Source organism: Rhodoferax sp. RT4P68, assembly GCF_056521305.1.
In genome coordinates, this window is sequence record NZ_JBWMBB010000002.1 from 646,144 (window position 1) to 665,242 (window position 19,099).

Annotated in this window: 15 protein-coding genes; 11 read left to right on the top strand and 4 right to left on the bottom strand. The window is 68.6% G+C overall.

Annotated features, from left to right (window positions below):
• The first annotated feature begins 3 nt into the window (after positions 1-3).
• The 5 genes from AC099J_RS06390 (at position 4) to AC099J_RS06410 (ending at position 5,104) form a co-directional block, all read left to right on the top strand.
• The gene (locus AC099J_RS06390; RefSeq protein ID WP_479614380.1) at positions 4-1,350 is read left to right on the top strand and encodes a replication-associated recombination protein A; all 1,347 of its coding nucleotides are present in this window, start codon (positions 4-6) and stop codon (positions 1,348-1,350) included.
• Positions 1,351-1,477: 127 nt separating this feature from the next.
• Positions 1,478-2,407: a branched-chain amino acid ABC transporter permease gene (locus AC099J_RS06395; protein ID WP_479614381.1), complete on the top strand. Its 930-nt coding sequence runs from the start codon at positions 1,478-1,480 to the stop codon at positions 2,405-2,407.
• 13 nt (positions 2,408-2,420) lie between these two features.
• Positions 2,421-3,602 (top strand): branched-chain amino acid ABC transporter permease, encoded by a 1,182-nt coding sequence (locus AC099J_RS06400; protein ID WP_479614382.1) that lies wholly within the window; start codon positions 2,421-2,423, stop codon positions 3,600-3,602.
• Positions 3,603-3,620: 18 nt separating this feature from the next.
• On the top strand, positions 3,621-4,391 hold the full coding sequence (locus AC099J_RS06405; protein WP_479614383.1) for an ABC transporter ATP-binding protein: 771 nt from the start codon (positions 3,621-3,623) through the stop codon (positions 4,389-4,391).
• Positions 4,391-5,104, top strand: coding sequence for an ABC transporter ATP-binding protein (locus AC099J_RS06410; protein ID WP_479614384.1), 714 nt, complete (start codon positions 4,391-4,393; stop codon positions 5,102-5,104). Before AC099J_RS06405 ends, AC099J_RS06410 begins: the two co-directional genes overlap by 1 nt.
• Before the next feature lie 84 nt (positions 5,105-5,188).
• On the opposite strand, the gene AC099J_RS06415 is transcribed toward AC099J_RS06410, so the two are convergent.
• The 3 genes from AC099J_RS06415 to AC099J_RS06425 form a co-directional block, all read right to left on the bottom strand.
• A complete protein-coding gene (locus AC099J_RS06415) occupies positions 5,189-5,737 on the bottom strand; it encodes an NUDIX hydrolase (RefSeq protein ID WP_479614385.1) in 549 nt (182 codons plus the stop codon).
• A 36-nt stretch (positions 5,738-5,773) separates the two neighbouring features.
• On the bottom strand, positions 5,774-6,472 hold the full coding sequence (locus AC099J_RS06420; RefSeq protein ID WP_479614386.1) for a fumarylacetoacetate hydrolase family protein: 699 nt from the start codon (positions 6,470-6,472) through the stop codon (positions 5,774-5,776).
• Between the two features lie 193 nt (positions 6,473-6,665).
• A complete protein-coding gene (locus tag AC099J_RS06425; RefSeq protein ID WP_479614387.1) occupies positions 6,666-8,009 on the bottom strand; it encodes an FAD-dependent oxidoreductase in 1,344 nt (447 codons plus the stop codon).
• A 128-nt stretch (positions 8,010-8,137) separates the two neighbouring features.
• Here AC099J_RS06425 and AC099J_RS06430 point away from each other — a divergent pair, with 128 nt between their 5' ends.
• The 6 genes from AC099J_RS06430 (at position 8,138) to AC099J_RS06455 (ending at position 17,500) form a co-directional block, all read left to right on the top strand.
• Complete coding sequence (locus AC099J_RS06430; RefSeq protein WP_479614388.1) at positions 8,138-8,794, top strand: YiaD family glycine zipper/OmpA-like lipoprotein; 657 nt, start codon at positions 8,138-8,140, stop codon at positions 8,792-8,794.
• 143 nt (positions 8,795-8,937) lie between these two features.
• Positions 8,938-9,591 (top strand): maleylacetoacetate isomerase, encoded by a 654-nt coding sequence (gene maiA / locus AC099J_RS06435; RefSeq protein WP_479614389.1) that lies wholly within the window; start codon positions 8,938-8,940, stop codon positions 9,589-9,591.
• Between the two features lie 4 nt (positions 9,592-9,595).
• Entirely contained in the window at positions 9,596-10,372 is a 777-nt protein-coding gene (pgeF, locus tag AC099J_RS06440; RefSeq protein WP_479614390.1) for a peptidoglycan editing factor PgeF, read from the top strand.
• A 347-nt stretch (positions 10,373-10,719) separates the two neighbouring features.
• A complete protein-coding gene (gene phaC, locus AC099J_RS06445) occupies positions 10,720-12,429 on the top strand; it encodes a class I poly(R)-hydroxyalkanoic acid synthase (protein WP_479614391.1) in 1,710 nt (569 codons plus the stop codon).
• A gap of 23 nt (positions 12,430-12,452) precedes the next feature.
• On the top strand, positions 12,453-13,631 hold the full coding sequence (locus AC099J_RS06450) for an acetyl-CoA C-acetyltransferase (protein WP_479614392.1): 1,179 nt from the start codon (positions 12,453-12,455) through the stop codon (positions 13,629-13,631).
• A 197-nt stretch (positions 13,632-13,828) separates the two neighbouring features.
• Positions 13,829-17,500: a P-loop domain-containing protein gene (locus AC099J_RS06455; protein WP_479614393.1), complete on the top strand. Its 3,672-nt coding sequence runs from the start codon at positions 13,829-13,831 to the stop codon at positions 17,498-17,500.
• A gap of 76 nt (positions 17,501-17,576) precedes the next feature.
• Here the strand turns inward: AC099J_RS06455 and AC099J_RS06460 are convergent, their stop codons facing one another.
• On the bottom strand, positions 17,577-19,028 hold the full coding sequence (locus AC099J_RS06460; RefSeq protein ID WP_479614394.1) for a flavin monoamine oxidase family protein: 1,452 nt from the start codon (positions 19,026-19,028) through the stop codon (positions 17,577-17,579).
• Between the last annotated feature and the right edge of the window lie 71 nt (positions 19,029-19,099).

The following is a 19,099-nucleotide window of genomic DNA, read 5'->3' on the forward strand; positions in this document are numbered from 1 at the left end:
CCCATGCCCCGTGTCCCCCGCCCGCCCTCCGCCCCGCACCAGCCCCTGGCCGAGCGCCTGCGCCCCAAGACCTTGGGCGAGGTCGTCGGCCAGCAGCAGCTGCTCGGCCCTGGCATGGCGCTGCGCATCGCCTTCGAATCTGGCCAGCCGCATTCCTGCATCCTCTGGGGGCCGCCGGGCACCGGCAAGACCACCATCGCGCGGTTGATGGCCGACGCGTTCGAGGCACAGTTCATCGCCATCAGCGCGGTGCTGGGTGGTGTCAAGGAGATCCGCGAGGCGGTGGAACTGGCAACCGTCGCGCGCGATGGGCTGGAGCAGCGCGGCACCATCGTCTTCGTCGACGAGGTGCACCGCTTCAACAAGAGCCAGCAGGATGCGTTTCTGCCGCATGTGGAAAGTGGCCTGTTCACCTTCATCGGCGCGACGACGGAGAACCCATCGTTCGAGGTCAACTCGGCATTGCTGTCGCGCGCGGCGGTCTATGTGCTGCAGCCGTTGGGCGAGCCCGAGCTGCGCCAGATCGTCGCCAAGGCCCAGGCCCTGGACGCGCTGCCAGCCGTCGAGGATGCGGCGCTGGCCCGCCTGGTGGCGTATGCCGACGGCGACGCGCGCCGCCTGCTGAACACGCTGGAGACACTGGCCGTCGCGGCGCGGCAGGAGCAGCTGGCGCAGATCGACGACGCCTGGCTGCTGCGCGTGCTGGGCGAGCGCATGCGCCGCTACGACAAGGGCGGCGACCAGTTCTACGACAGCATCAGCGCGCTGCACAAATCGGTGCGCGGATCGGACCCGGACGCCGCGCTGTACTGGCTGGTGCGCATGCTCGACGGTGGTGCCGAGCCGCGCTACATGGCGCGCCGCCTGGTGCGCATGGCCAGTGAGGACATCGGCCTGGCCGACCCGCGCGCGCTGCGCCTGGCGCTGGACGCGGCCGAGGTCTACGAGCGCCTGGGCTCGCCCGAAGGCGAACTGGCGCTGGCCGAGTGCGTGGTCTACCTGGCCGTGGCGCCCAAGTCCAACGCCGTCTACAAGGCCTACAACGAGGCCCGCGCCTTTGTGAAGCAGGACGGCACGCGCCCGGTGCCGCTACACCTGCGCAATGCGCCGACCAAGCTCATGAAGAACCTGGATTTCGGCAAGCACTACCGCTACGCGCACGACGAGCAGGACGGCTTTGCCGCAGGCGAGCGCTACTTTCCCGATGGCATGGACGCACCCAACTTCTACCGCCCGGTGCCGCGCGGCCTGGAGCTGAAGATCGGCGAGAAGCTGGCCGCGTTGCGCGAAAAAAACCAGTCGCACGAGGACGCGAAAACGCCCCTGGACGCAGAGGGTAAACCCCGCTGAAACCGCCCCAATGCGGTGCAGGGCCGTGGCTACAATCCCGCCGAAACCCGCTTGCGCATTGGCGTGGCGGGTTTTTTGCTAGGCAGGTTGGAGCCTGAAAACGCGGCGTGCCGGAACGGAGAAAACAATGGAAATCTTGCTACAGCAGATCATCAACGGTCTGGTCATGGGCAGCATGTATGCGCTGGTGGCCTTGGGCTACACCATGGTGTACGGCATCATCAACTTGATCAATTTTGCGCACGGCGAAGTGCTGATGGTCGGCGCGCTGACCAGTTGGACATCGATCGGCCTCATGCAGCAGGGCATGCCCGGTGCGCCGGGATGGGTCATCCTGATCCTGGCCATGCTGATCGCCTGCATCGTGGCTGCAGCGCTCAATTTCGTGATCGAGAAAGTGGCCTACCGGCCGCTGCGCAACAGCCCCAAACTGGCGCCGCTGATCACCGCCATCGGCGTCTCCATCTTGCTGCAGACGCTGGCCATGATCATCTGGAAGCCCAACTACAAGGCTTACCCCACGCTGCTGCCCAGCGACCCCATCCACATCGGCGGCGCCGTGATCTCACCCACGCAGGTGCTGATCCTCGGGCTCACCGCGGTCTCGCTGGCGGTGCTGATGTGGCTGGTCAACTTCACCAAGCTGGGCCGCGCGATGCGCGCCACGGCCGAGAACCCGCGGGTCGCCGCATTGATGGGCGTCAAGCCCGACATGGTGATCTCTGCCACCTTCATCATCGGCGCCGTGCTGGCGGCCATTGCCGGCGTGATGTACGCCTCCAACTACGGCACGGCGCAGCACGCCATGGGCTTTCTGCCGGGCCTGAAGGCCTTCACGGCTGCGGTGTTCGGCGGCATCGGCAACCTGGGTGGTGCGGTGGTCGGCGGCATCCTGCTGGGGCTGATCGAGGCCATCGGCTCGGGCTACATCGGCCAGCTGACGGGCGGTGTGCTGGGCAGCCACTACTCGGACATCTTCGCCTTCATCGTGCTGATCATCATCCTCACGCTGCGGCCCTCGGGCCTGCTCGGCGAGCGGGTGGCGGACCGGGCTTGAGGGGCAGCGCATCATGAACAAGAAGACCTTGACCACGGTGGTCTGCGCCATCGTGCTGCTGGCCTTTCCACTGGTGCTGCAGAACTTCGGCAACGCCTGGGTGCGCATCGCCGACATGTCGCTGCTCTACATCATGCTGGCGCTGGGGCTGAACATCGTGGTGGGCTACGCCGGCCTGCTGGACCTGGGCTTCGTCGCGTTCTTCGCGGTCGGCGCCTACATGTTCGCGCTGATGGCCTCGCCGCACCTGACGGACACCTTCGAGGCCTTCAAGGCCATGTTCCCGAATGGCCTGCACACCTCGCTGTGGTTGATCATTCCGCTCGGGGCGGGGCTCGCGGGGCTCTTCGGCATGCTGCTGGGGGCGCCCACGCTGAAGCTGCGCGGCGACTACCTGGCCATCGTGACGCTGGGCTTCGGCGAGATCATCCGCGTGTTCCTGAACAACCTGGACCACCCCGTCAACATCACCAACGGCCCCAAGGGGCTGAACCAGATCGACTCGATCAAGCTGTTCGGCCTGGACTTCGGCCGCTCGCTGAAGATCGGCGACTTCACGCTGCCGTCCGTCACGCTGTACTACTACCTGTTCCTGGCGCTGGTGGTGCTGAGCGTGATCATCTGCCACCGCTTGGAGCTCTCACGCATCGGCCGCGCCTGGATGGCGATCCGCGAAGACGAGATCGCCGCCAAGGCCATGGGCATCAACACGCGCAACATGAAGCTGCTGGCCTTCGGCATGGGCGCGGCCTTCGGCGGCGTGGCCGGCACCATGTTCGGCGCGTTCCAGGGCTTCGTGTCGCCCGAGTCGTTCAGCCTGATGGAGTCGGTCATGATCGTCGCCATGGTGGTGCTCGGCGGCATCGGCCACCTGCCGGGCGTGATCCTCGGCGCGGCGCTGCTGTCTGCCATGCCCGAGGTGCTGCGCTACATCGCCGGGCCGCTGCAGGCCATGACCGATGGCCGGCTGGACGCGTCCATCCTGCGCCAGCTGTTCATCGCGCTGGCCATGATCATCATCATGCTGACGCGCCCGCGCGGCCTGTGGCCGTCGCCCGAGCACGGCAAGTCGCTGAACAAGAAGATGGCACCCGACCCGGTGCCGGGCTCGGCACAGGCCATCACGCCGGGCGTGGACACGCCGGCCGACGCGGTGCCGGGCAAGCCCGGCCGCCCGATGTCCATCAACCCCTGAGCGACGGAGCAGCACACCATGGCAGACATCGTCCTCAACGTCAGTGGCATCTCCAAACGCTTCGGCGGGCTGCAGGCCCTGTCCGATGTGGGCCTGAAGATCGAGCGCGGCCAGGTCTATGGCCTGATCGGCCCGAACGGCGCTGGCAAGACCACCTTCTTCAACGTCATCACCGGGCTGTACACGCCCGACAGCGGCAGTTTCGAACTCGCCGGCAAACCCTACAAACCGACCGCCGTGCACGAGGTCGCGCAGGCCGGCATCGCACGCACCTTCCAGAACATCCGCCTGTTCGCCGAGATGACGGCGCTGGAGAACGTGATGGTCGGGCGCCACGTGCGCACTTCATCGGGCCTGCTGGGCGCCATCTTCCGCACCCCCGGCTTCAAGGCCGAGGAGCTGGCGATCGCCAAGCGCGCGCAGGAATTGTTGGATTACGTGGGCATCGGCAAACTGGCCGACTACAAGGCCCGCACGCTGAGCTATGGCGACCAGCGCCGGCTGGAGATTGCCCGCGCGCTGGCGACCGACCCGCAACTGATCGCGCTGGACGAACCGGCCGCCGGCATGAATGCGACCGAGAAGGTCATGCTGCGCGAGCTGATCGATCGCATCCGCAAGGACAACCGCACCATCCTGTTGATCGAGCACGATGTGAAGCTGGTCATGGGCCTGTGCGACCGCGTGACGGTGCTGGACTACGGCAAGCAGATCGCCGAGGGCACGCCCGCGACGGTGCAGAAGAATGAAAAAGTGATCGAGGCCTATCTGGGCACGGGGGGCCACTGATGACGGTATTGCTGAAAGTCAAGAACCTGCAGGTCGCCTATGGCGGCATCCAGGCCGTCAAGGGCATCGACTTCGAAGTGCACGAGGGTGAACTGGTCTCCCTGATCGGCTCCAATGGCGCCGGCAAGACGACCACCATGAAGGCCATCACCGGTATCTTGCCGGCCAGCGGTGGCGACATCGAGTACCTGGGCAAGAGCATCCGCGGCCAGGGGGCGTGGGACTTGGTCAAGCAGGGCCTCGCGATGGTGCCGGAAGGGCGCGGCGTGTTCGCGCGCATGACCATCACCGAGAACCTGCAGATGGGCGCCTATGTGCGCAACGACACGGCCGAGATCGCCAAGGACATCGAGAAGATGTTCACCATCTTCCCGCGACTGCGCGAGCGCAAGGACCAGCTGGCCGGCACCATGTCCGGAGGCGAGCAGCAGATGCTGGCCATGGGCCGCGCGCTGATGAGCCGGCCCAAGGTGCTGCTGCTGGACGAGCCGTCGATGGGCCTGTCGCCGATCATGGTGGACAAGATCTTCGAGGTCGTGCGCGACGTGTACGCCCAAGGCGTGACCGTGCTGCTGGTCGAGCAGAACGCCAGCCGCGCGCTGGCGATTGCCAACCGCGGCTACGTGATGGAGTCCGGCATCATCACCATGAGCGGCGACGCCAAGGTCATGCTGAACGACCCGAAGGTGCGGGCCGCCTACCTGGGCGAGTGAGCGGCGCGCCGGGCGGCTGCATGCCTGCTCGCAGCGCCTGCCAGGGTTGAGGTTCGACGGGGTCGGCGTTGGCGGCGCAAGCCGTCAGGCGATGTCGAGCTGGTGCACACGGAACTGCCCGGCCTTGCGGTCGGCAAAGTAGGCCAGCAGCGTTTCGCGCACCGTGCGGAACGCGATCTCGTCCCAGGGGATCTCGTGCTCGCCGAACATGCGGGCCTCGATGGTCTCGTAGCCGGGGTTGAACCGGTCGTGCAGCAGCTGCGCCCGGTAGAACATGTGGACCTGGCCCACACGCACCACGCTCATGATGCTGAACAGCTCGCCGATCTCGAAGGCTGCACCGGATTCTTCATCCGTCTCGCGCGCAGCGCCCTGGGCCGTGGTCTCGTTCAATTCCATGAAGCCGGCCGGCAGCGTCCACTTGCCCCAGCGCGGCTCGATGTTGCGCTTGCACAGCAACACCTTGTCGCCCAGCACCGGCACCGTGCCCACCACGACCAGCGGGTTCTCGTAGTGGATGGTGGCGCAGGCCGGGCACACCGCGCGGTGCTTGGTGTCGCCATCGTCGGGCACGCGGTAGACCACGGCGGCGCCACATTCGCGGCAGTGCTTGATGGGGGGGCGTAGGCTCATGCGGGGCAGTGTAAAGGGGGCGCTGCGCTCAGGCTTTCAACCGGAAATCCTGACTTTCAGTCCTTCCAATCCGGCCACGCCGCCGACCAGCACGTCACCGGCCACCACGGCGGCCACGCCCTCGGGGGTGCCGCTGTAGATCAGGTCGCCGGGCTTGAGCTCCCACGCAGCGGACAAATGCTCGATGGTCTCGGCGATGTTCCAGATCAGCTTGGACACGTTGCTGCGCTGGCGGTCTTTCTCATTGACCTGCAACCAGATCTCGGCCTTCTCGATGTCACCGGCCTGCGCCTTGGGCGTGATCGGGCCGATCGGCGCCGAGTGGTCGAAGCCCTTGCCGATGCACCAGGGGCGGCCCTGCTTCTTCATGTCGGCCTGCAGGTCGCGGCGCGTCATGTCCAGGCCCACGGCGTAGCCGAAGATGTGCTGGTGCGCATCCGCCGCCAAGATGTTCTTGCCGCCGGTGCCGATCGCCACCACCAGCTCGATCTCGTGGTGCAGGTCACGGGTCAATGGCGGGTAGGGCATGGATCCAGTCTCGCCGGCCGGCACCACGACGATGGCGTCGACCGGCTTCAAGAAGAAGAACGGCGGTTCACGGCCTGTGAAGCCCATCTCTTTGGCGTGCTCTTCGTAGTTGCGGCCGACGCAGTAGACGCGGTGCACGGGGAAGGCCGCGCTTTGGCCGACGACCGGCACGCCTACCGTGGGGGTGGGGGGGAAGACGAAGCTCATGGAGGCCTTTCGGGGGTGGTGGGTGGTCCGCCGCGCAGGCACCGGACTATCGGTGAATCGGCGTGCGCCAACGTGGCGGGCGGTGCACGGCGGGCAGTGTGCCATGGGTCGGCAGCGCGCCGGGGGTGTTGCCGGCCCGCCTCACCAGCCAGGATCGCCAGTGCGCGTGACAGTTGAGCGTGACCGGTGCGTGTCACCAGCGCGTACCGAGGTAGGCGCCTGCCTGCTCCAGCCGCTGCTGCAGTTGCACGGTGTCCACGTTGTCTGCGTTGCAGCCCGTTGCCAACGCCAGATCCGCCGCCGTGCCCGCCGCCTGCCCCATCACGAAGCACGCACCCGTTACGCGCGCGGCCGACTGCGCCTCGTGGCTCATCGAGGCGCAGCGGCCGGCCACCCAGAGGTTGTCCAGGCCCAGCGGCACCGTCATGCGGTAGGGCAGCTGGTTGAAGCCACGACTCTCGGGGATCTTCGGCCAGCGGAATTCCACGTCGCCGGCCAGGTGCAATTCCAGCGGCCAGCCGTTGACACCGATGGTGTCGTCAAAGCTCGCGCAGTCCAACACGTCGCGCTCGGTCAGCTCGTAGTGGCCCTGCACGCGGCGCGTCTCGCGGATGCCGACCTGCGGCGCGATGTCGACGATGTAGGACTGCTCGAAGCCCGGCACTTCTTTCAGGAACTGCGCCACGCTGGCAATCTGCGCGCGGCCCAGCGTCTCGGCGTCCGACAGTTCCTGCGCGTCCACGCCGTTCATGGCCAGGCCCTGGGCGTTGGCCAGCTGCGTGAGGTTGACGCGCCATTCGATCGGGTTCTTCTGCGGCCGCACGATGGGCGTCTTGCGCGGAAAGTGGTAGCGGCCGCTGGCTTCGGCCTCCAGCATCATGCGGCCGATGCGGCCCCAGTCTTCGTTGGCGCGCAGCGGGTCCACGCCGTTCAAACGGAACATGGTGGAGGGGTAGAGCATGTTGCCCGCGCCGTCGCCGAGAACGTAGCGCGCGCCGGCCCAGACGCACAGGTCACCATCGCCCGAGGCGTCGATGAAGCACTGGCCGGCGATGGCGCCACGACCCGACTTGGTTTCCACCAGCAGCGCCCGCACGCGGGTGGGCGTGGCCATCACCGCGCCGGCGCCCAACGCATGGAACAGCACGCGCACGCCGGCTGCGGCCAGCAACTGGTCGGCGGCGATCTTGTAGGCCCCGGTGTCGTAGGCCTGGGCCCAGGTTTTGCCGAACACCGTGTGCGGCGCGTTCAGCCCGCCCAGCTGGTCGATGCGCGCCAGCAGGTCGCTGGCCACGCCATGCACGACCTGGCGCACCTCGCCGTGTACGTTGGCGTGCAGGCCGCAAAAATTGGTCACGCCCGCCGCAGTGCCCATGCCGCCGAGAAAGCCGTAGCGTTCCACCAGCAGGGTGCTGCGTCCCGCGCGTGCTGCAGCGACAGCGGCGGCGATGCCGGCGGGGCCGCCACCCAACACGACCACCTCGTACTCTCCGAGCAAGGGTGTTTGACGCTGTGGCTCTGTCAGATAAGGGAGCATGGAAAAGTAGTCCTTTGGCTTGAACTGTGCAGCGTAACGATTAGTCGCAAGGTTTGACGATTAGGTCACGATCTGAGGGCTTCGGTTAGGTTGCAATGCGCGCTTCTTTCACGCAACAGGAACTCGCCATGTCCAAGACCACTCACCCCACCGCCCGCATCGCCACGCGCACCGGCATCGCTGCCGCCGCCTTGGCCCTGCTGCTGTCCGGCTGCGCCAACATGACGGAGACGCAGCGCAACACCGGCATCGGCGCGGGCGTCGGCGCCGTGGCCGGCGCTGCCTTGGGCAAGGGCACAGGCGCGGCCATCGGCGCTGGTGTCGGCGCCTTGGGCGGCTACATCTGGTCGCAGCACATGCAGACCAAAAAGGCCGAGATGGAGCGGGCCACCGCTGGCACCGGTGTCGAAGTCACGCAGACCGCCGACAACCAGCTGAAGCTGCAAATCCCCAGCGATGTTTCGTTCGACACCGGCCGCGACGAGATCCGGCCGGCACTGCGGCCCATCCTGGACCAGTTCGCCAGCGGCCTGCGTGATCAGCCCCGCACCGAGGTGCGCATCATCGGCCACACCGACAACACCGGCTCGGATGCCGTCAACGACCCGCTGTCGATGCAGCGTGCCGCCAGCGCGCGCGACTATCTGAGCGCGCGTGGTATTGACGCCGGTCGCATCCTGATCGCCGGCCGCGGATCGCGTGAGCCGGTGGCCGAGAACGGCACCGATTCCGGCCGCGCTCGCAACCGCCGCGTCGAGATCTTCCTGGCCGAGCGTCAGGGCTGATCCGGCACGGGGCGGGCGCCGGCCGAGCGCGCCTCAGGCCTGCCGCGGGCAGGTTGCGGGCCTGCCGGAAGTGGCGGGGAGGGTCGCGGTGAAGGCGGCAGGGCTGCCGATAATGGCCGCCCGACCGCTCTCTCCCCGACGCCATGAAGCTGTACAACTACTTCCGTTCCTCCGCCTCGTTTCGCGTGCGCATGGCGCTGGCGCTCAAGGGCCTGGCGTACGAATACGTGCCCGTGCACATCGCCAAGGGTGAGCACAAGCAGCCGGCCTACGCCGAGGTGTCGGCTGATCACCTGGTGCCGGTGCTGGAGGTCGACGGCGTGCGGCTGTCGCAGTCCATGGCCATCATCGAGTACCTGGACGAGACCCATCCCACGCCGCGCCTGCTGCCGGCTGACCCCGTGGGCCGCGCGCAGGTGCGGGCGCTGGCGCAGTCCATCGCCTGCGAGATCCACCCCATCAACAACCTGCGCGTGCTCAAGTACCTGGCGCGCGACTTGAAGCTGGGCGACGAGGCGAAGAACGCCTGGTACCGCCACTGGTGCCGCGACGGCCTGGAGGCGTTCGAGCGCCAGTTGGCCGCGTTGCGGCCGGCCAGCGCGGCGGCGTCCGGCTTCTGCGTGGGCGACAGCCCCACGCTGGCCGATTGCTGCCTGGTGCCGCAGATCTTCAATGCCCGCCGCTTCGACACCGACCTCAGCGGCCTGCCGCTGACCATGGCCGCGTTCGACGCCTGCATGGCTTTGCCGGCGGTGCAGCAATCCCAGCCCTCGGCCTGCCCCGACGCCGAGGCCTGATCCCTTGGCCTTCGATCCGGATTGGCTGGTCCCCGACTGGCCGGCGCCGGCCTCGGTGCGCGCCGTGCACACCACCCGCGCCGGCGGCGTCTCCACCGCTCCCTATGACCGGCTGAATCTGGGCGACCACGTGGGCGACGCGCCAGCGTTTGTGGCTGCCAACCGACAGCGCCTGGCGCAGGCGCTGGGCGCTGTGCCCGTGTTCATGCAGCAAGTGCACGGCACCGAGGTGGCGGCGCTGGCGGGGCCAACGGAAGGCGTCGTGGCCGATGCTTGCACCAGCACCGCGCCCGGCATCGCCTGCACGATCATGGTGGCGGACTGCCTGCCCGTGTTGTTCACCGACCGCAGCGGCAGTGTGGTGGCGGGCGCGCACGCAGGCTGGCGCGGCCTGGCTGGGCTGGGCGGCGTGGGCGTGCTCGAGGTCACCGTGCGCGCCCTGCTGGCCGCGCTGGGGCCGCGCGGCACGGCGGCCGATCTGCTGGCCTGGCTCGGCCCCTGCATCGGCCCGCAGGCCTTCGAGGTGGGCGGCGAGGTCAAGGCCGCGTTCGAAGCGCACGATGCACAAGCGGCGCACTGCTTCGCCCCGCAGGGCGCCGGCAAGTGGCTGGCCGATCTGCCCGCCCTGGCCCGCCAGCGGCTGAGCGCGCTGGGCCTGTCGCACGTGTACGGCAACGACGGCGGGGCCGCCTGGTGTACTGTCGGCAACCCCTCAAGGTTCTTTTCGCACCGGCGCGACCGGGTCAGCGGGCGCATGGCCGCCTGCATCTGGCGCGGCTGATGCGGCCGGTGCTGCTGATGCGGCTGAGGCGCCAGAAGCGGCAGAGGCGGCCGCCGCGACCGCAGCTTCGCGCTCTGCTGCCTCGCGCTGCAACTGGGCCCTGCGGCGGCCGGGCGCGCCCATCAGGTAAACCACCAGTGCCAGCGGGCCGACGCCATAGAGTAAAAAGGTCACCGCACCACCCAGCACAGAGCCTTGGGTGCTCGTGGCCTCTGCCACAGCCATCAGGAGGGCCACGTAGGTCCACGCGATCACAACCAGGTACATAAACGTAAAAAAAGTTGCAGCCGTGTTGAGCGGCTGCTGTAATCAGGGGTTACCCCAATAACCGAGGTTGAGGAGACGCAATGAATTCTGAATCAAGCTGGCAGCAGTCCGCCCAGCAATTCCAACAGATCATGGGTGAGATGCTGGGCAGCGCGATGCGCAGCGGCACTTCCCCGTTCGCAGGCATGACCACGATGGCCCCGGGTGCGGCCACGGCACCCGCCTTGAAATTCTCTGCCGACAAGCTCAAGGAGCTGCAGCAACAGTACATGAGCGAGGCCGCTGCGCTGTGGAATGCCAGCGCCAAGCAGTCGCTGCAGACCGACCGCCGCTTTGCCGGCGAGGCCTGGGCCAAGAACCCGCTCGCCTCGTTCTCTGCCGCCAGCTATCTGCTGAATGCGCGCACGCTGATGGGCCTGGCCGAGGCCGTCGAGGCAGACGAGAAGACCCGCTCGCGCATGCGCTTTGCCGTCGAGCAGTGGATGGCCGCCTCGGCGCCCAGCAACTTCCTCGCATTCAATGCCGAGGCGCAGGCGCTGGCGGTGAAGACCAAGGGCGAGAGCATCTCCAAGGGTCTGCAGAACCTGATGAAGGATCTGCGCCAGGGCCACGTTTCGATGACCGATGAGTCGCTGTTCGAAGTGGGCCGCAACGTCGGCACCACCGAGGGCGCCATCGTCTTCGAGAACGATCTGTTCCAGCTCATCGAATACAAGCCGCTGACCGCCAAGGTCTACCAGCGCCCGCTGCTGCTGGTGCCGCCGTGCATCAACAAGTTCTACATCCTGGACCTGCAGCCCGAGAACTCGCTGATCCGCTACGCCGTGGAGCAGGGCCACCGCACCTTTGTCCTCAGCTGGCGCAACCCCGATGCGTCGATGGGCACCACGACCTGGGACGACTACATCGAGGACGCCGCCATCCAGGCCATCCACTTGGTGCAGGAGATCGGCGGCTCGGACACCATCAACGCGCTCGGCTTCTGCGTCGGCGGCACCATCCTCACGACCGCGCTGGCCGTGTTGGCCGCGCGCGGCGAAGAGCCCGTGGCCTCGCTCACGCTGCTGACCACGCTGCTCGACTTCACCGACACCGGCATCCTGGACGTGTTCATCGACGAGAACATGGTCAAGTACCGCGAGATGCAAATGGGCAAGGGCGGTCTGTTGCCTGGCGGCGACCTGGCCTCCACCTTCAGCTTCCTGCGGCCCAACGATCTGGTCTGGAACTACGTGGTGGGCAACTACCTGAAGGGCGAGACGCCGCCGGCCTTCGACCTGCTCTACTGGAACAGCGATTCCACCAACCTGCCCGGCCCGTTCTACGCCTGGTACCTGCGCAACACGTACCTTGAGAACAAGCTGATTCAGCCCAACGCGCTGACCGTCTGCGGCGAGAAGATCGACCTGAACAAGCTGAAGCTGCCGGCCTACATCTACGGCTCGCGCGAAGACCACATCGTGCCGATCGGCGGCGCCTATGCGTCGACCCAGCACCTGCCGGGCAAGAAGCGTTTCGTGATGGGCGCCTCGGGCCATATCGCCGGTGTGATCAACCCGCCGGTCAAGAAAAAGCGCAGCTTCTGGACAGGCAGCGACACCCGCTTCCCGGCCAAAGTGGAAGACTGGATTGCCGGCTCCAAGGAGAACCCAGGCAGCTGGTGGACCGATTGGGCCGCGTGGCTGGAAGGCCAGGCTGGCAAACAGGTCGCTGCACCGCGCACGTACGGTCGCGGACAATACAAAGCCATCGAAGCGGCACCGGGCCGCTACGTGAAGGCGAAAGCTTGATTCATCGACAAAGGGACAACACCATGGAAGACATCGTCATCGTCGCAGCCGCCCGCACCGCCGTCGGCAAATTCGGCGGCAGCCTCGCCAAGATCCCGGCACCCGAGTTGGGCGCCGCCGTGCTGAAGGAACTGCTCGTCCGCGCCAAGCTGAGCCCAGAGCAGATCAACGAAGTGATCCTGGGCCAGGTGCTGGCCGCAGGCTCCGGCCAGAACCCGGCGCGCCAGTCGGTCATCAAGGGCGGCCTGTCGCAAGGCACCCCCGGCCTGACGATCAACGCCGTGTGCGGCTCTGGCCTGAAGGCCGTGATGCTCGCCGCTCAGGCCGTGGCCTATGGCGACAGCGAGATCGTGATCGCCGGTGGGCAAGAGAACATGAGCGCTGCCCCGCACGTGCTGCTGGGCTCGCGCGACGGCCAGCGCATGGGCGACTGGAAGATGGCCGATTCCATGATCACCGACGGCCTGTGGGACGTCTACAACCAGTACCACATGGGCATCACCGCCGAGAACGTGGCCAAGAAGCACGGCATCACCCGTGAGCAGCAGGACGCCTTCGCGCTGGCCAGCCAGCAAAAGGCCACGGCCGCCCAGGAAGCCGGCAAGTTCAAGGACGAGATCGTGCCCTTCACGATCCCGCAGAGGAAGGGTGACCCCATCGTCTTCGCCAACGACGAGTTCATCAACAAGAAGACCACCGCCGAAGCGCTGGCCGGCCTGCGCCCCGCCTTCGACAAGGCCGGTGGCGTGACGGCGGGCAATGCCTCCGGCTTGAACGACGGCGCCGCCGGCGTGGTCGTCATGACCGCCAAGAAGGCAGCAGCCCTGGGCCTGACGCCGCTGGGCCGCATCGCCAGCTTCGCCACCGTGGGCCTGGACCCGGCCATCATGGGCATGGGCCCGGCCCCAGCATCGCGCAAGGCGCTGGAGCGTGCCGGCTGGAAGGCCGCCGACCTGGATCTGCTGGAAATCAACGAAGCCTTTGCCGCCCAGGCCTGCGCCGTCAACGCCGACATGGGCTGGGACACCAGCAAGATCAACGTGAACGGTGGCGCGATTGCCATCGGCCACCCGATTGGCGCGTCCGGCTGCCGTATCCTGGTGACGCTGCTGCACGAGATGGGCAAGCGCAATGCCAAGAAGGGCATTGCCTCGCTGTGCATCGGCGGCGGCATGGGTGTGGCACTGACGATCGAACGCTGACCCGCGCGGCGGCCACGCGCCGCCTGCCAAACCCCGATCAACGCCGCGCTCTGCGCGGCGTTTCCATTGGTGCGTGCTGCAGCCCAACCGTTGCGGCAAGCGCGCACGCTGACCGCAGGCACTTGCGCCCGCCCGTCACTGCCGGTTACAAGTGCTGCATCGGCGCCACGCGCCATCTCACACAAGCGGGGTGCGTCATGGCAGAAGACGGACTGGGCGACGGCGTTCTAGGCATGGCGGGCGATCTGGCGCTGGAGCTGATCGGCAGCCGCGCCCGCGGTGTCGCCAAGCTGGTGCTGCAACACTACCGTGCTCCCCGGGAGGCACCACCCGAGACCATGCGCCTGGCGCTGGAGATGCGGCGCAGCCAGCTCGACGCGCTGGAAAACGTGCGGCTGGGCCACGCGCAGTTGCTGCAGACGCTGACCTCTTCGGCCCACCAGGGCAAATATGCCGATGAGCTGGCCTTCAATGCCCTGCTGGCGCGCTACGTGCAAGACCGCCGTCAGCCCCTGCGCGACGGTCTGGTCGACGTTGCAGCGCTGAGCGACCGAGACGTACGTGACCTGCTGCGCTGGGCGGTCCACCAGGCGCAGGCCGGTGCAGACGTGGCCGAGTCGCGCGCCGCGAGCGAGACGCAGATGCTGGCCGAGATCACGGCCGAGGTGCAGCCCACCGTTCCAGGCCATTTCGAGCGGCGCTTTCGCGACCCGGCGGTCGGCTGGCATGTGTTCTGGACCAAAGGCTTTCAGCTGCAGCTGGACGAAGACCGCGCTCTGGCCGACCAGCTCCTGCGCGCGCAGGGCGCCGCCGCGCTGATCCAGGGCGACCAGATCCAGCGGCAGCTGCAGGAGGTCATCGATCGCCTGCCACCGCCGGCCCCCGCGCCCGCCGCGCTGCCGCAGGCGTTCAACTTCACCCAGCTGCTGGAGGCCAAGACCCGCCACTTCCACGGCCGGCGCCGGCTGCTGGCCGAGATCGAGGCCTGGGTCATCGACACCTCCGCCCGTGAGCGCGTGCTGGCGCTGCATGCGCCCTTCGGCATCGGCAAGTCCGCGTTGATGGCCGAGTTGTGCCGCAGGCGCTTGCAGCAGCACGGCACGGCAACAGTAGTCCACTTCTGCCGCTGGGACCAGGAACGCACGCTGGAGCCCGGCCACATCGTGCGCAGCCTGGCCGCACAGTTCGCGCGCAACCTGCCTGGCTATGGCGCCCGGCTGGCGCGCGAGCCCGCGCTGCGTGATCTGCTCGACGAGCGCGCCGCATTGCTGCAGCCGGCCCACGCCTGGCAGAGCGGGGTAATCGCGCCTCTGTCGGAGCTGACCGGTGCGGACGCGCCGCGTCCGGGCGAAGTCCATCTGATGCTGATCGACGGCCTGGACGAATCCACCGAACGCACGCAGGCCGGTGAATCCCTGCTGACGCTGATCGGCAAGGCCGCGCACGGGCGCCAGTTGCCGCCGTGGCTGCGCGTGGTGCTGGCCTCGCGGCCGGACGAGCGGCTGGCCGCGCTGGGCTCGGCTGTGCGTGTCGTTGACCTGATGAACACCACGGCCAGCGACCAGCAGGCCGACCTGCAGGGCTTCATCGCTGCGCGCTGCGAGGCGCTGGCGGCCGGGCCGCTGGCCCAGGCGACGCTGGACGCGCTGGGCCGCGACCGCAAGCAGTTGGTCGACGCCGTGTGTGCGATGTCGGACGGCCGCTTTCTGGTCGCCGAGCAGGTGTTCGATTTCATCGAGTCGCGCGACTTCTCGCCAACGGCGCTGGTCCAGTTGCTGGATCGGGCGCGGGCCGTGCCCGGCATCGAGAGTTTTCTGGACTGGTCGTTCCGCGAACGCGTGCGCCGCCAGGGCCATGACGTGGCGCTGACGCGCGACGTGCTGGGCGTCGTAGCGGCAGCACGCGACCCGCTGACCACGCCGGCGCTGGCGGCCGTGCTGCGCGGCGACGGCCCTGCCACGCCCCACACCGACACCGCCGCCGTGCGCCAGGTGCTGCAATCCCTGGGCGGCCTGGTGTTCGAGCGCCCGCCCGTCAGCGGGCAGGGCCTGTCGGGCTGGACCTTCGCGCACAAGTCGATCGAGGATTGGCTCGACCCGAACAGCGCGCACAACCGCGCGGCGCTGCGCCGGCCTGCGGGCGACTACGCCATCGACCGCCCCCAGTCCCTGCGCCGCATCGAGGCGCTTTGCCTGTCGTTGGCCCGCAGCGAGGAGCCGCGCGGCGCCGCCGGTGATTTCTGGCCCTACCTGCTGCGCTGGGGTGTGCGGCACCTGACGCAGGGTGGGCATCTGGCTTCGGCCGTCCGCCTGCTGGCCCACCAGCTGGACGCCCAGGACGATCTGGCGCAGCCCGGCGGCGCCTACCGGGTGCTGGAGGCCGAAGTGATCGAGCAGCTGCGCCTGCGCTTTCGGCGCCTGGACGAACCCTTCTCGCGGCCGGACGCGGAACTGGCCCGGCTGGACAGCGCGTCGTTGCAGCAGCTGCTGCTGGCGCGCGAGTACGAGACCGGCAAGTACCAGCCGCTGATCCGCGCCATGGCCCAGTACCACGCGCCACACTGGCAGGCCTTGCGCGACAGCCTGCTGCTGCACGACAACGACCTGGTGCTGCGCAACGACATCGGCGTGGCCATGGCGCGGGCCTGGCATGCCGCACCGCAGGCGGCTGCACAAGCCCTGTTCGCGCAGATCCTGGAGCTGTCGCAGCAGGCCGAAGGCAGCCCGCAGCGTGAGATTGCCGGTTACGCCATCAAGCACATCTGCCAGCGCATCGAGCCGGCGCCCTGGTGGCAGGCGTCCGCGGCGCTGCAGCAGGACATCCGCACGCTGCTGGCGCGCAATGCCGCCAGCAGCTCTGCCACCGACCGCATGGTGGCTGGCGAGGCGCTGCTCGCACTCGCCGTGCAGGGCGTGGATGTGCGCGACTGGGTGGCGCCCGAGGTCGGCGTGTTCTGGCAGCCGCGCTGGCCCAATTTGCAGGCCGATGTCGACGCCATCCACGCGCTGCTGGCCCCGGGCGATGCCGCGCCACCCGGCGCATCGCCGGGCCTGGCCTCGGTCCTTGCCCAGCACGCGCTGGCCGCTGCGCTGGGGCAGGCGCTGCGGGGTGACGCCATGTTCGCGGCCGGCGCCGTGCTGGCCGAGCAGCAGGATCTGCGCGAGACGCTGTGGCCGATGGCGCACCAGCAGTGCGGCAAGGAATACGTGGGTGATGCACTGCGCGAGCTGCTGGCGCTGGGCGACGCACCGCAGGGCTTCGCGTTCGACCTCGTGCGCCTCTTGATGCTGCACCCGCTGTGGGACGTGGGCGAGTGCGGCGCCAACCTGCTGGCCGACCTCATCAAGCAGAGCCAGGGGCGTTGCATGTCCTGGGTGGACCAGCTCATGGCCAGCGAGCCGGCGCACTGGCGGCTGCGCTATGGCGCGGTCGACGCAGCCTTCACCGCCGGCACGGTGGACGGCTACGCCAAGTTCCGCGCGGTGGTGGTGGCCGCCGGCATGGGGCCTGCCGCGCACGACCCGTATGGCCGCGTGCGCGGCATCTGCGCCGACGACCTGTGCGCCTACCTGGAGCGCCAGGACCGCACGCAGCGCCGGCAGCTGCTGGCCCCCGGCCAGCCCCTGGCCGGCCTGCTGCAGCACTGGCTGGCCACGGCCGACGACATCTGGCTGCTCGAATACCTGCACACGCTGATGCGCATGCTGGCCACCGACCGCCACAAACTGCCCGAGGTGGTCGACCAGCTGATGCACACCACGCTGGCGCCCGCGCTTCCCAACGAGCCGGCCCGGCCGTTCTACGTGCTGGACAACACCGAATTCCTGCAGACCGTCGAAGACCGGCGCAGCCGCATGCTGGGCCGCTGAAGCTGGGAGCTGTGCCCCCACACCCGCGCGAGGCCCCCCATGCGCCGTGGCGCCACCCGCGTGCGCTTGTGCGCCGTTACGAGGCCCGCCGCAGGATCGCCAGCGCCGCCTCGCGCCCGGTCTGCACCGCCCCGTCCATGTAACCCTGCGAGCCGGTGGCGCAGTGCTCGCCCGCGAAGTGGATGGGGCCGACCGCCGGCGCCTCGTCACCGCCCAGGGTGGTCCACTGCCCGGGCCGGTAGCAGGTGTAGGAGCCCAGTGCGAACGGCTGGCCCGGCCAGTGCACGCGCCGCACGAAGCCGGTGAGCGCGGCCTCGAACCCGGGGTACACGCGCTCGGACTGCGCCGCGAAACGGGCCAGCCAATCTTCGGCGCGGCCCTGGCCCACGGCCTGGCCCATGCCACCGCCCAGGTAGTAGGTGAAGACGGCCGGGTCCGCCTCGCGCAGCCGCGAGCAATCCCAGGTGCTTTGGTAGTCCAGATCGGCAAAGCCGCCGCCGTCGAAGCCGTGGCGGCGCCACACCGGCGCGTTGAGCCCGGCCATCAGCTTGCTGTTGCCGCCATAGCCCAGCTGTGCGATGGCGCGGCGCTTGGCCGGCGGCAGGCAGTCGCCGGTGTCCACGGCGCGCAGCAGCGTGAAGGGCAGGGCCAGCACCACGGCATCGGCATCGACCTCGGCCGCCCGGCCGCCCGGGCGGTCCACCGTGCAGCGCACGCCCGCGCCCTGCCGGCACAGGCGCACCAGGCGGTGCTCCGGGTAGATTGCATCGGCCAGGGGGCCGGCCAGCGCGTCCGTCACCGCCTGCGAGCCAGCCCGCAGCTTGTAGCGCTCGTCGCTGTCGCCAAAGATCGAGGGCGTGCCGCGCATCAGCGTCAGCAGGTTCAGGCTGCTCTGCTCGCCGGCGTCCAGGCCGTAGACGGTGACATACGCCGTCTCCACCAGCCGGCGCACCCAGGGCTCGGTGTCCAGCGACTGCAGGTAGGCGGCGATCGAGATCTGGTCGAAATGCGCGTCCACCGCCGTGTGCCGCCGCCGCTGGGGCCGCGCACTGCAGCGCCGCGCGTCCGCATCCACCTGGGTGGCCAGCAGCGCCAGGGCCGTGTCGAACGCCTGCTCGCTGCGCACGCTGCCGCAGGCCTGGTAGGCCTCGTGCAGGCCCGGCTCGGGGTCGGCGCCGGTGTCCAGCAGCGCCAGGCCCAGATGGCGCACCAGCGCCAGCATGTCGACATGCTGGGTGTCGATGAACTCGCCCCCACATTCGACGACCGGGCTGCCAGGGCCGGCCACGCGCTCGGTCCAGACACGCCCACCGACGCGGGTGTCGGCCTCGAACACCGCCACCTCGCAGCCGCCGGTGCGCAGCAGCGTCGCTGCCGTCAGGCCGGCCAGCCCGGCCCCGACGACCACCACGCGCGGTGCAGTGCCGCGCGCCCGCGGCAGCCCTTCGCCGCGATACAGCGCGCGCAGCCGGCGCTCGCGTGGCGTGGGCGCAGGCCCACCGTCAGGGGGCAGGGGGGTCTCGTGCATGCGGGTCTCCAGAGCGGTCAGACGCGAGGCAAATTCTAGGAGGCAGACCGCGTGCTGGGGCGCTGGCATGC

What these genes read in the sequence shown, in the direction of transcription:
- AC099J_RS06430 (WP_479614388.1), top strand. Translation starts at nt 8,138, where the DNA reads ATGTCCAAGACCACTCACCCCACCGCCCGCATCGCCACGCGCACCGGC.
- AC099J_RS06395 (WP_479614381.1), top strand. Translation starts at nt 1,478, where the DNA reads ATGGAAATCTTGCTACAGCAGATCATCAACGGTCTGGTCATGGGCAGC.
- AC099J_RS06455 (WP_479614393.1), top strand. Translation starts at nt 13,829, where the DNA reads ATGGCAGAAGACGGACTGGGCGACGGCGTTCTAGGCATGGCGGGCGAT.
- AC099J_RS06425 (WP_479614387.1), bottom strand. Translation starts at nt 8,009, where the DNA reads ATGCTCCCTTATCTGACAGAGCCACAGCGTCAAACACCCTTGCTCGGA.
- AC099J_RS06460 (WP_479614394.1), bottom strand. Translation starts at nt 19,028, where the DNA reads ATGCACGAGACCCCCCTGCCCCCTGACGGTGGGCCTGCGCCCACGCCA.
- AC099J_RS06390 (WP_479614380.1), top strand. Translation starts at nt 4, where the DNA reads ATGCCCCGTGTCCCCCGCCCGCCCTCCGCCCCGCACCAGCCCCTGGCC.
- AC099J_RS06420 (WP_479614386.1), bottom strand. Translation starts at nt 6,472, where the DNA reads ATGAGCTTCGTCTTCCCCCCCACCCCCACGGTAGGCGTGCCGGTCGTC.
- AC099J_RS06410 (WP_479614384.1), top strand. Translation starts at nt 4,391, where the DNA reads ATGACGGTATTGCTGAAAGTCAAGAACCTGCAGGTCGCCTATGGCGGC.
- AC099J_RS06400 (WP_479614382.1), top strand. Translation starts at nt 2,421, where the DNA reads ATGAACAAGAAGACCTTGACCACGGTGGTCTGCGCCATCGTGCTGCTG.
- phaC (WP_479614391.1), top strand. Translation starts at nt 10,720, where the DNA reads ATGAATTCTGAATCAAGCTGGCAGCAGTCCGCCCAGCAATTCCAACAG.
- AC099J_RS06405 (WP_479614383.1), top strand. Translation starts at nt 3,621, where the DNA reads ATGGCAGACATCGTCCTCAACGTCAGTGGCATCTCCAAACGCTTCGGC.
- maiA (WP_479614389.1), top strand. Translation starts at nt 8,938, where the DNA reads ATGAAGCTGTACAACTACTTCCGTTCCTCCGCCTCGTTTCGCGTGCGC.
- AC099J_RS06415 (WP_479614385.1), bottom strand. Translation starts at nt 5,737, where the DNA reads ATGAGCCTACGCCCCCCCATCAAGCACTGCCGCGAATGTGGCGCCGCC.
- AC099J_RS06450 (WP_479614392.1), top strand. Translation starts at nt 12,453, where the DNA reads ATGGAAGACATCGTCATCGTCGCAGCCGCCCGCACCGCCGTCGGCAAA.